The organism is Spirosoma sp. SC4-14 (assembly GCF_037201965.1).
In the GTDB taxonomy this organism is placed as follows: domain Bacteria; phylum Bacteroidota; class Bacteroidia; order Cytophagales; family Spirosomataceae; genus Spirosoma.
Window position 1 is genome coordinate 3,037,904 of record NZ_CP147518.1, and the last position, 11,816, is coordinate 3,049,719.

Consider the following 11,816-nt stretch of genomic DNA (forward strand, 5'->3'; position numbering starts at 1 on the left):
AACTATACTCAACATGACAAACGGATTGAAATTGAGGTGGGCCATTGTGCTCGGCTTGTGCCTGGGCGTGGCAGTCGCAACAAATGCGCAGGATCAAAACTCGGCTGCTCAACCATCTACAGCCAGTACGATGGGAATGCCCGGTAGTGCCATGAAATCGGGCGTATCGACGGGGAAAGACCTGGCCATTAGCGCAGCTAAATCGGCCGACCACACTATTTTGTTCAGAGCATTACGGGTTTCGGGGCTAACCGAACAGGCTGCCAGTAAGGGACCCTATACGGTTTTTGCGCCAACCAATGAAGCCTTTGAAAAACTGCCAGAGGGTACACTCGACGAACTCCTGAAACCAGCTTCGAAAGCAAAACTGACAAAACTCCTGGCCTATCATGTTGTGAAAGGAAAACTCATGGCAGACCAATTGGAGGATGGTCAAAAACTGAAAACCGTTACGGGAGGAACCCTCACGGTCGGTAAACAGGGAGACACTATAACCATTACCGATGGTGCTGGCAACACCGCTACGATCAACGCCAGCGATGTTGAAGCAACAAACGGTATTGTTCATTCGATAGATACGGTTCTGATGCCCGCCGAAAAAGGGAAATAAGTTTTTAAAGGGTTAATGATCAGCAGAATCCGCTTATTCAATCAGTAAATAAGCGGATTCTGTATGTAGTGTCCCGAACAATATAAACGTCATTGGGTTATTCTCTCAAAGGAATGTTTGTAAACAAACCCTACACGAACGAAAGGAGGATGTTATGGCAAGTGAAGACAAGGAAGAGTTAATTCGGGCAAAGCAGGCAATCTCACCCGATGGTCTGGAGGATCAATCTGTTGAAGGAAATAGTGGTCCGGGTAGTGAAATAAATCCTCCCCAGCTTCCTGCCGATGAGTTGGAAGATGAATATATGGATGGGGATGAACCTGCCGCAAATGTGCGTGTGATGCACCCTAATCGAAACCCTAATCCGAAGCCTGATATTGATAAGCCAGCATATAGCTAACACTAGCTAACTACCCGGTAGCTCAGCACCCTCATCAGATCTTTGATGAGGGTGCTGTTGTTTTTGGGGACGAATAAATGCGTTTTCTGATAACCTGGGCCTGCATTTCTACGTTTACTAGTATAGACCATTCATGTTTAACCCTGCCGCGGTTCCCGCTTATTTGCAACGAGTCAACGCAGAACTGCATGGGCAGGTCTTGAAAATAGCTCAACGAAAATGGATAAGGATAAACGTAAAATTTGGATTGGAGTAGCCATTGTGGCTGCATTGGTTGTTTTGTTTTTTGTTGGTCGCGAGGTAGTTCGCTGGCAACAGACTAAGCAGGCCGCCAGGGTCAGTCATGAGCAGGCTATTCAGGAGCTAACTACGGCCCGGCAAACACTGCACCGGGTTTGCCGCTATGCCGATTCGGTTGGTATCGACACGAGTCGGATTGCCATGCCTACAACCGCTACTAAGGAAGAAATTGGTGACAGAACCGATCAACTGCTCATGGAAATTCGATATGGTAAAAAACCGTCGATGCTGGCCTTTGTCGGACTTGAGGAGCAAATAGATTCAAGTTGGGTTGATGAGGCCGATACCGCGTTTTCGCCCGCTTCGGTACCGAATGCAGCGTTTGCACCCTACAGTCAGCTGGTGGCGCATTATAATCAATTACGCAGCCGGGAAAAAACTAATCCAGCCGTTGCCGATTCGGTGCGGCTCATTCGGCAGACGCTAAACTTCTATCGGTATATCAACCGATTCAATCCCGAACAATTTGTCCTTGTCAACATACCGGCGGGAGAGCTGAATGTTTTCGACAAAACAGGCAGGCGTATGCTGCCAATGAAAGTTATTGCCGGGAAAAAAGATAAGCAAACCCCCTGCATGACTACCTATATCAAAGATATTGTGGCCTATCCGTACTGGAATGTCCCAAAAAGTATTGCAACGAAGGAAATGCTTCCGAAAATCCGGAACGATGTTGCGTTTTTGTATAACCAGAACCTGGAAGTGCTCGATAGCCAAAACCGCGTGGTCGATCCGGAAGAGGTCGATTGGGAAAGTTTGTCGGAAACCAATTTCCCGTATCGCATTCGGCAGGCGTCGGGTTGTGAAAATGCCCTTGGTTTAATCAAGTTCGATCTGGCTAATCCCTTAGCGATTTATCTGCACGATACCAACGGGCGGGATATGTTTACGCTCACGGCTGATCGGTGGCGTAGCCATGGGTGCGTTCGGGTTCAGAAACCCGTAGAGCTGGCCAATTTTGTGCTGGGAGAAACGAAATTCGATGCCAATTTTATGAACCGCTGCCTGATCGATCAGAAACCACAGACACTGTCAATTCCAAAACCGTTTCCGGTGTTTATTACCTACAATATTGCCGATGTCGACGGAGCCGGACGACTACATTTTTATAAGGATGTGTATGGTCTGGGAGATAAATAGTAACCGTATTGGCGTGAAAATGGCAGCGCATTTTCACGCCGGTTCTACGACTTACAGGAGGTAGGTCGATTTTTTCAGGTAGTCTTGGTTTGGAGCGTAGACAAACAGGCAGGTGCCGCCTTTAACTACCTGAATAATACTTTTGGAATCGGCATAGGGAACTGCCGGGCAACCCTGGCTGCGGCCTAACCGACCTGTTTTACGGATGAAATCCTCACAGGCATAATCAGCGCCGTGCAATACAATATTGCGGTTATAAACATTATCGTTAAAGCCTTTTTCCAGCCCTTTCAGTTGAAGTGACAGGCCATGTTTACCCATGTATGTATTGAGCGTCTGGTAAAAACCCAGGCTAGTCTGGAAAGAGGAGTTTATATTGGAAAACCGATCAGGAATCAGATCACCTGAGTTACGGCCGTGGGCAACATAGGTGTTGAAGAGAAGTTTTCTATTGGCCAGATCGACCACGTAGAGCCGTTTTTTATTGGATGGCTGGCTCAAATCGACAATTGATAGAATCGACTTGGTTGTGTCTATTTTTTGCCAGCCCCGTAAGGCATATTCAAAAACATTTTTCCGCAAACCTGACTTAGCCAGATCGAGTTGATCATATATATCGAGCCGGGAATTGGTTTTTGCCTTGGTAACTGGGAGGGAAGCAGGGGAGGCTGCTACAACAGTACGGGTAGATTTTAGTCCGAGTCCGGTGCCTGCAAAATACGCAAATGCAAGTGCAGCCAGAAGCCAAGCGACTTTCTTCATAGACAAAGCAGGGTGTTTTGGGATTTTATGACGGAATGTACTAATAAAACGCTAAAACACTCGTTTTAATTCGCTAAAAGACTATCTTTTGCTCCAAACAGGTGCTATGACCTCCTACGAAGAAGCTGTTCAGACCGAACTAACTCGCTGGCAATTAGCCATGCAGAAACCACCAACCCGGTTTGGGAAATTGTCGACATCCGTACAACGGCGGATGAATAAAATAATTCCCAAACGGGTCCATCAGGTCATTACGGCAACCATTAAGCAGATGACGCGGGCGGTGTTATTTGGCGCTGAATTCCTGACCCGATTGCCAGAGCCAGGCCTTACTCTGCCGCAACGGGAGTCGGCCGTGATTGCCCGAATTAACTTTTACCGCCGAGCTGGAGCCGCCGAAGGGGGCGTAACGGGAGCGGGTGGGCTATGGCTCGGTCTGGCCGATTTCCCGTTGTTGCTGGGACTGAAAATGAAAATGCTGTTTGAAATAGCCGCCTTATATGGGCATTCGGTCAATGATTACCGCGAACGGGTTTATATTCTGTATATTTTTCAACTGGCGTTTTCGAGCCAGGAACGAAGGCAGGTTATTTACCAGTATGTGGTTAACTGGCCCGAACACAGCCGTCAGCTTCCCGAAGACATTAATCAGTTCGACTGGCTGACGTTTCAGCAGGAATACCGTGATTATATCGATCTGGCCAAGATGGCCCAATTGATTCCGGGTATTGGGGCTGCCGTTGGTATTGTGGCAAACTATCAGCTTGTTACGCAACTAGGCCGTACGGCCATGAATGCCTATCGGATGCGCTGGCTCGACGAAAATCGGCCAGTAATTACTGGTCACTAGTGATTGGCGAATAACCAGTGACTACGGACCTTTTTTAGCTTGTTTTCTAACTTCAGCCTGCCAGTCGATGCCTAAGAAGCTGAAGGCCGGGTGCTGGCCACCAATTGTTTGGGCTACAATGACGTCGGCAAAATCGAGACCATTGGCACCATTGGCAAAATAAATAACCGCATCTTTTCGGTCTTGATTAGCCATGATAAAGCATTTGAAATCGCCATTGTCACCCCAATGCCAGAAATAATTGCCGGTAGATGTTTGTTCCAGCCCAATACCCAGGCCCCAGAACAGCCCCGGAGCCAGCGTATCGGAACCCGAGAATCGCCGGGGTAGTTTGCTTTGGGGACTAAGCATCTGATCGACTGTTGCAATTGATAAGCCGGTAGGTTTCATGAGCGCCATTATAAACTTGGCGTAGTCATTGGCTGTCGTATGCAGTGAATAGGCCATGTTCGATTGCGAAGGACGATATTTCTCCTGCGGTTCTCCCGATTGGTTGTGCGGCTGAGCAATGTCCTGGTCGAAATTCTCTTTCCAGACAAAACCGCTATAGTTCATACCTAACGGTTTCAGAGTTCGTTCTTCCATGAAATCATTGTTCGGTATTCCCGTTATTTTTTCAACTACTTTCTGGAGGTAAACAAACCCTTCGCCGGAGTAGCCAAACCGTTCGCCGGGCGAAAACGCCATCGACAACTGATTTGATCGGCGGTTTTTACGCCAGTTTGGGAAACCGCTCTGATGACTCAATACCAGACGAGCGGTTATTTTTTTATAACGTTCGTCGGAGTCGACATCCGGATAGGGCAGGTATTCGCAGAGTGGTTTATCTAAATCCAGTTTTCCTTCTTCAACCAGTTGCAATACTGCATAGGCAAACACGGGTTTCGTTAGCGAGGCTGCTTCAAAGACCGTATTGGGCGTGACTATTTGTGGCGAATTCTGCTTTCGTAGGCCATAGCCTTTGCTATAAACAAGTTTACCTTTCTGGATAAGCGCCATGGAAAGGCCCGGAACATGGGCACTATCCATCAACTGAGTTACCCGTTGGTCGAGCTGTTTCCGTGTCGGTACCTGGGCATAGGCGGCCTGAACCAGACCAGGCAGTATCAATAGCGTAGTAATTCGGTGTAGTAGAGAAAGCATCATTGTCTGTTTTTGAGAAAGATAGCAAATCAGTAGCGTCGTTGCATAAACCTACTCTCAAAAATGAAACACCAATTAGGCGGATTTAACGGATTTCCGGAAAAGTCAATTGCCTTATAAAACGTCAGAAGGTATAAATCAACTGGGTTAGCAGACCGAGTTCATAGGTGCGAAAATTGGTGTGGGCTCCGCCAAACCGTCCCAGATGATACGTGAACGTTGGCTGGGCCGTGAGTGCAACATGGGTGTTAAGCTGATAAAGAGCCCCCGCACCCAGCAGAAGGCTGAAAATCGGGCCCGACTCGCTGCTTAACCGTAAGTGTTGGGTCGATTCGCCTTCCCGATGGGCAATAACACGCGACGAAGCAGGAAAGTCGATCAATGGGCCGAAGGAGTAGTAAGGCGAAATTTTTCTTTCCGACGAACGATAGTTTAGTAAAATTGGAATTCGGAAGCTCCGATTGCGAAGACTGGTTTGTCCGACTCCGGCCAACGCTAACCGATCTGTTTTAATGACCTGATACTGATACCAGAGTCCCGTTGCTACCGACCAGCCTGGGGCATAGGTGTAGTAAACGGTCACACCTGCCGAATAACCAAATGAACCCGTACTGCCATCGAGAAAAACAGGATCAACAACCTGCCCATCGCTGTCTGGAAACAAATACAGCCGATCGTAGGCAGTATGAGTGAACAAGGGCGCAATTGTTGCCGAAACAGAAAGTTTTTCCTGGCCAAAAGCCAGTGATGTTATAAATAAAGCGGAGGAAAACAACGAAAAAAATCGGTTAAGCATACCCGTATCGGCCGTGAATTTTAAGTGAAATAAAGAAAAAAAGGGCACCAACCAATCGGTAGTGCCCTTCGTTTTGGATTAATTGCATCCCTTACATCGCGTCGTTGATGGCTTTGATTTTGTTAAGGTGTTCCTGCAAAGTTGGCACCGTTTTGGCTGCAAAGGCTTTTATATCAGGGTCTTTGGCATCTTTAGCCTCTTCCTTGAACTCGTCAACATCTTTCTGATGATCGTCGACCATCAGGCTTACGTATTTCTTGTCGAACTCTTTACCCGACAGTTTAGCCAGCTCGTCAACGTGTTTTTGTTCTTCTTCGCCCAGGGTGGATGGCAGCACAATATTTTTACTACTAGCCAATGCTTTCAGTTCGTCGTTGGCTTTTGAGTGGTCTTTCACCATCATGGCACCAAAATCCTTTACCTGCTGGCTTTGGGCTTTTTCCTGCGCCATTCGGCCCAGTTCAACTTCCAGCATACCACCACTGGCAGCTTTTACGGCAAACTCCGAATCGTCATCGTCTTCGGTAGGTTTATTTTCTTCGTTGATTTGTTCAGCGCGTTCTTCGCTATCTTTCTTTTCGCTGCTTCCGCAGGATTGAAACGTCAGGCCACTGGCTACCAATACAGCCAGAAGAATTGTCTTTTTCATGTTAATGTGGTTTTTTATAACGTTGATATACAGAATCTTAAAAAGAACATCAGGCTGGCTGTATTGTTTGTGGCAATGACGGTGAGTTATTTTACGGGCCGTTTGCCGGTATTCTCTTCGACTGATAATCAGGTTCTTCTCATGCTTTTTCTACTACTCAGTATTTTTCTCTCCGTAATGCTTTTACTGAATTTTCGGCTCTTTCCGCGCTACGACATCAATACATTTCAGGCTATAGTTTTCAATTATTTGGTCTGTTTCCTGACGGGTTTTCTACTTCTGCCCGCCCGCCAGTTGTTTTCGCTCGATCTGTCGCAAACCTGGACCTGGCTGGCGCTGGGGCTAGGGGTTGGGTTTATTCTGACATTTATGCTGTCGGGCGCGTCAACCCAGCGAATTGGTATTACCGCAACCTCGTTAGCCAACAACCTGTCTCTGGTAGTGCCCGTATGCTTTAGTTTGTTTGTGTTTCGGGCGGGTGGTAAACCATTCGATAGCCTGAATTATCTGGGGCTTATCCTGGCAGTGGTGGCGGTTGGGCTAAGTACGTATAAAAAAGAACCAGCAAATGGCCCGGTCGAGGAAACGGCAGTTGCGCCCGTAAAGCCACGGCGGTTCGGTGCTGAAATCCTCTTGCCAATAGGGGTGTTTCTGTTCTATGGGGCTACCAATACCCTGATCAATTACATGAATATTCATTACATTCCATCAGCCGATAAAACGATTGTGGTTATGCTGACAATGGTTCTGGGGGCTATTGTAGCCGGACTGCTGATGCTCGTTGTCCGGATCATTCGTCAGCAGGAAACCATACAGGTTCGTAACCTGATTGGAGCCATAACGTTGGGCGTACCGAATTTCCTGAGTTTCTATACGCTGCTACTCGCCTTGTCGCAATTTGGGGGTAATGGAGCTTTTGTATATCCACTCTATAACATTGGCGTCATTCTGGTAGCTGCCCTGATGGCTACCGCATTTTTTCAGGAAAAACTTTCGCTAGCTAACAAAATTGGCCTTGTACTGGCGGTGCTGGCCATTGGGCTTATCTCCTGGCAGGAACTGCTGGCCGGGTAAATTCTGGTATTAAACAGGCATATCTAATACAGTATTTTTTATTGGAGTTTGGTTTTAAAAATACGATTAGCTACTTTTATTTTATAATGTAAAATTATAAAATGATTCAGGTTATTAATCGAGCAATTGACATCATCGAATTTATTGCTCAGGAACCCGACCGGCCAAAATCGTTGGGCGAAGTGGCCGATGCTGTAGGATTAAATCATGGAACCTGCGCCAATATTCTGAAAACATTGGTGGCGCGTGATTTTATTGAGCAGGCAGCCGTAAAAAAAGGATACACGCTAGGAGCCAAGGCCTATGCGCTCACGGGTAATGATAGTTACCGGAAAGATCTGCTGGAAGCCGCTACCAGTGAAATGCATGCACTAACGGCCCTGCTAAATGAAAATGTACTGCTGGCCGTACTCAAAGGAAATCAGCGAATTGCTCTGCAACGTACTGATTCTGAGCACGATCTTCAGGTGCGAACACTGGATCGGAAAAATGCTTATGATACGGCTTCGGGGCGTTTGTTGCTGGCGTATTACAGTGAAACAGAGCTTGATAAGTTTATTGCCAACTATGGCCTGCCAACGGCGGATGTATGGCCGGAGGCTTCAACTCGTGAACGCTTTAGTGAGGTTGCTGCTCAAATTCGTCGCGAAGAGTTAGCCATACAACTAACCCGAGGGCGTCAGGTTATTGGCCTGGCTGTACCCGTATTCAAAGGCCCGCGGGTGGTAGCCAGTTTGAGTATATATATGCCCGAGTATCGCTATATGGCTACTGACCGAACAAAAGTGCGACAGGAGTTGCTGGCAACTGCCAGCCGAATATCAGATCGCTTGAATTAGATTATACAATTTTACAATAATGCTGTTTACTCACCTGGTTGATAAACCTGTGAGTAAACAGCATTATTATTTTAGGCTATTTCTAAGAAAAAAAGTAAAAAATACGGCCCGGTGATTTTGTTCATAAAAAAAGCTTCTCTTTATTTGTTATCATTATTGTAATTAATTTTATAATATAAAAATAAATAAACCCCATGCCTCAAAAATTACGATATCTGCTATTGGTTACCTGTCTGCTGCTGGTAGCGCAAATAGCCCGAAGCCAACCCCTACAGGTAACGGGGCGCGTAATGGCTGGCGATACAAAACAGCCGTTGCCTGGTGTAAGTGTATCGGTAGAAGGAACCACTAGTGGTACAACAACCGATGCTGATGGCCGTTTTCGGCTCAATTTACCATCGGCTCAGTCGGTAGTCGTCTTTTCGTACATTGGTTATGTATCTCAGCGTGTGGATGTGGGTGGACGAACACAACTGGACATAACCCTGGAAGAAGACAATAAGGCACTGAACGAGGTGGTCGTTGTAGGGTATGGTACCGTCAGAAAGAGTGACCTGACAGGTTCGCTGGCACAGGTAAAGGCGAAGGAAATCAATGCATTTCCGGCTACGAATGTTCTTCAGGCGCTCTCCGGACGTGCTCCGGGCGTACAGGTTATTCAGAACACAGGTGCTCCTGGCGGGAGTATCAGCGTTCGTATTCGTGGTACCAACTCTATTCAGGGAAGTAATGAACCGCTCTATGTGATCGATGGCTTTCCAATTAGTGGCAGCAATCCAACGCAATTGAACAATGCCGATATTGAGAGCATGGAGATTCTGAAAGATGCCAGTGCAACGGCTATTTACGGGTCACGCGGGGCCAATGGCGTTGTGCTGATCACGACCAAACACGGTAAAGCCGGACGAACGCAGGTCAACTATGAGGGCAGCTACAGCGTTCAGACATTACGCAAAAAACTGGACCTGATGAATGCTCAGGAATATGCCACGTTCTACAACGAGCAGGCGGCCAACGATGGGCTGAAACCGTATTTTACGCAGGACCAAGTCAATAGTTTCGGACAGGGATTCGACTGGCAAAATCTGGTTTTCCGGAAAGCGCCCATGCAAAATCATTCGCTCAATATTAGCGGAGGAACCGAAAAAACGCAGTTCTCGGTGGGTGGAAGTGTATTTCTACAGGATGGCATTATTAAAAGCTCCGACTATAATCGCTATTCGCTCCGGGCCAATGTTAATACGGAAGTCAGCAAAAAGTTTTCGTTTAATCTATCAACTACGCTCACCAGGGTAATCACCAATGCGCAGAATTCGGGCGGTGGAAACCGGGGAGGCACATTAATATCGTCTGTCATTACGGCTTACCCAACCCTTACGCCCTATAACGACGACGGTTCCTATCGGGTGCTGGCCACGGCCTATCCCTGGGGGTCGAATGTATTGACCAATCCGCTCAATTTTATCAATGAGCAGAAAAACCGCACGCTCTCGAACAAAGAACTGGCCAATGCAGCTCTGATCTACAAACCGATACCCGAATTGTCGATCAAGATTTCGGGCGGTATCGAAAACAATGACGACCGGACCGATAGCTATACGACCCGAAATTTTGTCAACTCCCAGGGATCGGCCAGCGTTAGTACTACCCAGTTTACCAGCCTCCTGAGCGAAAATACGATCAGTTATCTCAAAACGTTTGCCCAGAAACATACCATTTCGGCGGTGGCAGGATTCACCTATCAGGATTTTCTGACCACTACATTAGGTGCCAGTGGAACGGGTTTCATTAGTGACGCCAGCCAGACCTACGACATTGGGTCGGCATCGACACCGGGCATTCCGAGCTCCAGTTATTCGAAAGCAACGCTGATGTCGTATCTGGGCCGGGTAAATTACAACTTCGCCGATAAATACCTGCTGACAGTCAGTTTCCGGGCCGATGGTTCGTCGCGCTACAGCGATGGCAACAAGTGGGGCTATTTCCCGTCGGGAGCGTTGGCCTGGCGGGTTTCGAATGAGGAGTTTTTCAAAAATATTCAGTTCCTGTCCGATCTAAAACTACGGGTGGGCTATGGAGCAACGGGTAGCCAGGCCATAAGTCCGTATTCGACGCTGAATCAATTGGGGTCAGGGAAAACGGTTTTTGACGATGCTCTGTACACCTACTATGCGCCGGGGACTCGCCTGCCCGGTAATCTGAAGTGGGAAACAACCCAGCAAACCGATGTAGGACTCGATGCCGCTTTTCTGAACAATCGGCTACGGTTAACGGCCGATTATTACATCAAAAATACGCGGGATCTGCTCAATACGGTTCAGTTGCCTTCGTCGCTCGGTTTTACGAGCACCATTCAGAATGTAGGTGCTATTCAGAACAAAGGTGTTGAACTGGGCCTGGACGGTGATGTGTTGACGGGGCCTTTCCGCTGGTCGATATCGGGTAATATTTCGTTCAACCGCAACAAAGTAGTTAAGTTATATGGCGGACAGGATGTTTTCGGTTCGGCCATCAACACAACGGCCGTCAACGATTACGTCAACATTCTGCGCGAAGGTCGGCCACTTGGGCAGTTTTACGGCTATGTTGAAGATGGCTACGACGAAAAGGGGAAAATCAAATACAAAGACCTGGATGGCGACGGTGTTATTTCGGCGAAGGATAAAACATATATCGGCAACCCAAACCCCAAATTTATTTACGGCTTCAATTCGACGATGTCGTACAAAAACTTCGATTTCACCTTCTTTTTGCAGGGATCGCAGGGAAACGACATTTACGATGTCAGTTCAATCGGTTTGCTCGATTACGGATTTGGGCTGAACATGACCAAAGATGTGTACAACAATCACTGGACGGCAGCCAATCCGACTGCTAAATATCCCATTATCAGTCGGACAACATCGGTCAATATTTCGAATCGGTTTGTGGAGAATGGTTCTTACCTGCGGTTGCGCACTATACAGCTGGCTTATAATATTCCTTTTCAGAAGTTAAATGTGAAATGGATTACTAGTGCGCAGGTGTATGTCAGTGGTCAGAATTTGCTCACCCTAACCAAATATTCGTGGTGGGACCCCGAAATTAACTCGCTGGGAGGCTCCAACTCCATTATGCAGGGGGTTGATTACTACAGCTATCCCACTGCCAAGACGGTCACGTTCGGAGTTCGGGCAGGATTTTAATTGATAATGATTGAATTATATGCTGCCGTTGCTGTGGAATTGGCTCAACACTAATGTCCATCCACATT

At 47.4% G+C, this 11,816-nt stretch carries 11 protein-coding genes; 7 read left to right on the forward strand and 4 right to left on the reverse strand.

All coding sequences use genetic code 11. The annotated features are described in order from the left end of the window. The first annotated feature begins 13 nt into the window (after positions 1-13). The 3 genes from WBJ53_RS12250 to WBJ53_RS12260 all read left to right on the forward strand — a co-directional run bounded on the left by WBJ53_RS12250 (position 14) and on the right by WBJ53_RS12260 (position 2,450). Positions 14-610, forward strand: coding sequence for a fasciclin domain-containing protein (locus WBJ53_RS12250; RefSeq protein WP_338876409.1), 597 nt, complete (start codon positions 14-16; stop codon positions 608-610). A 154-nt stretch (positions 611-764) separates the two neighbouring features. After that, on the forward strand, positions 765-1,010 hold the full coding sequence (locus WBJ53_RS12255; protein ID WP_338876410.1) for a hypothetical protein: 246 nt from the start codon (positions 765-767) through the stop codon (positions 1,008-1,010). A gap of 219 nt (positions 1,011-1,229) precedes the next feature. Next, on the forward strand, positions 1,230-2,450 hold the full coding sequence (locus WBJ53_RS12260) for a L,D-transpeptidase family protein (RefSeq protein ID WP_338876411.1): 1,221 nt from the start codon (positions 1,230-1,232) through the stop codon (positions 2,448-2,450). 51 nt (positions 2,451-2,501) lie between these two features. On the opposite strand, the gene WBJ53_RS12265 is transcribed toward WBJ53_RS12260, so the two are convergent. Continuing rightward, positions 2,502-3,212, reverse strand: coding sequence for a murein L,D-transpeptidase catalytic domain family protein (locus WBJ53_RS12265; protein ID WP_338876412.1), 711 nt, complete (start codon positions 3,210-3,212; stop codon positions 2,502-2,504). Positions 3,213-3,318: 106 nt separating this feature from the next. Between WBJ53_RS12265 and WBJ53_RS12270 the strand changes: the two genes are divergently transcribed. Further along, positions 3,319-4,062 carry an EcsC family protein gene (locus WBJ53_RS12270; RefSeq protein WP_338876413.1) on the forward strand — a complete coding sequence of 248 codons (744 nt, stop codon included), beginning with the start codon at positions 3,319-3,321 and terminating at the stop codon, positions 4,060-4,062. Between the two features lie 21 nt (positions 4,063-4,083). Here the strand turns inward: WBJ53_RS12270 and WBJ53_RS12275 are convergent, their stop codons facing one another. The 3 genes from WBJ53_RS12275 to WBJ53_RS12285 form a co-directional block, all read right to left on the reverse strand. Next, positions 4,084-5,208: a serine hydrolase domain-containing protein gene (locus tag WBJ53_RS12275; RefSeq protein WP_338876414.1), complete on the reverse strand. Its 1,125-nt coding sequence runs from the start codon at positions 5,206-5,208 to the stop codon at positions 4,084-4,086. 121 nt (positions 5,209-5,329) lie between these two features. Then, positions 5,330-6,001 (reverse strand): PorT family protein, encoded by a 672-nt coding sequence (locus WBJ53_RS12280; protein WP_338876415.1) that lies wholly within the window; start codon positions 5,999-6,001, stop codon positions 5,330-5,332. Positions 6,002-6,092: 91 nt separating this feature from the next. Continuing rightward, entirely contained in the window at positions 6,093-6,650 is a 558-nt protein-coding gene (locus WBJ53_RS12285; RefSeq protein WP_338876416.1) for a DUF4142 domain-containing protein, read from the reverse strand. A gap of 141 nt (positions 6,651-6,791) precedes the next feature. Here WBJ53_RS12285 and WBJ53_RS12290 point away from each other — a divergent pair, with 141 nt between their 5' ends. The 3 genes from WBJ53_RS12290 to WBJ53_RS12300 all read left to right on the forward strand — a co-directional run bounded on the left by WBJ53_RS12290 (position 6,792) and on the right by WBJ53_RS12300 (position 11,748). Then, positions 6,792-7,724 carry an EamA/RhaT family transporter gene (locus tag WBJ53_RS12290; protein ID WP_338876417.1) on the forward strand — a complete coding sequence of 311 codons (933 nt, stop codon included), beginning with the start codon at positions 6,792-6,794 and terminating at the stop codon, positions 7,722-7,724. Positions 7,725-7,825: 101 nt separating this feature from the next. Then, the gene (locus WBJ53_RS12295; protein ID WP_338876418.1) at positions 7,826-8,563 is read left to right on the forward strand and encodes an IclR family transcriptional regulator C-terminal domain-containing protein; all 738 of its coding nucleotides are present in this window, start codon (positions 7,826-7,828) and stop codon (positions 8,561-8,563) included. A 194-nt stretch (positions 8,564-8,757) separates the two neighbouring features. Beyond that, positions 8,758-11,748, forward strand: a complete 2,991-nt coding sequence (locus WBJ53_RS12300; protein WP_338876419.1) for a TonB-dependent receptor — start codon at positions 8,758-8,760, stop codon at positions 11,746-11,748. The last annotated feature ends 68 nt before the right edge of the window (positions 11,749-11,816 follow it).

Coding starts and splice junctions, on each gene's coding strand:
- WBJ53_RS12265 (WP_338876412.1), bottom strand. CDS start 3,212: ATGAAGAAAGTCGCTTGGCTTCTGGCTGCACTTGCATTTGCGTATTTT.
- WBJ53_RS12295 (WP_338876418.1), top strand. CDS start 7,826: ATGATTCAGGTTATTAATCGAGCAATTGACATCATCGAATTTATTGCT.
- WBJ53_RS12285 (WP_338876416.1), bottom strand. CDS start 6,650: ATGAAAAAGACAATTCTTCTGGCTGTATTGGTAGCCAGTGGCCTGACG.
- WBJ53_RS12255 (WP_338876410.1), top strand. CDS start 765: ATGGCAAGTGAAGACAAGGAAGAGTTAATTCGGGCAAAGCAGGCAATC.
- WBJ53_RS12280 (WP_338876415.1), bottom strand. CDS start 6,001: ATGCTTAACCGATTTTTTTCGTTGTTTTCCTCCGCTTTATTTATAACA.
- WBJ53_RS12275 (WP_338876414.1), bottom strand. CDS start 5,208: ATGATGCTTTCTCTACTACACCGAATTACTACGCTATTGATACTGCCT.
- WBJ53_RS12290 (WP_338876417.1), top strand. CDS start 6,792: ATGCTTTTTCTACTACTCAGTATTTTTCTCTCCGTAATGCTTTTACTG.
- WBJ53_RS12250 (WP_338876409.1), top strand. CDS start 14: ATGACAAACGGATTGAAATTGAGGTGGGCCATTGTGCTCGGCTTGTGC.
- WBJ53_RS12270 (WP_338876413.1), top strand. CDS start 3,319: ATGACCTCCTACGAAGAAGCTGTTCAGACCGAACTAACTCGCTGGCAA.
- WBJ53_RS12260 (WP_338876411.1), top strand. CDS start 1,230: ATGGATAAGGATAAACGTAAAATTTGGATTGGAGTAGCCATTGTGGCT.
- WBJ53_RS12300 (WP_338876419.1), top strand. CDS start 8,758: ATGCCTCAAAAATTACGATATCTGCTATTGGTTACCTGTCTGCTGCTG.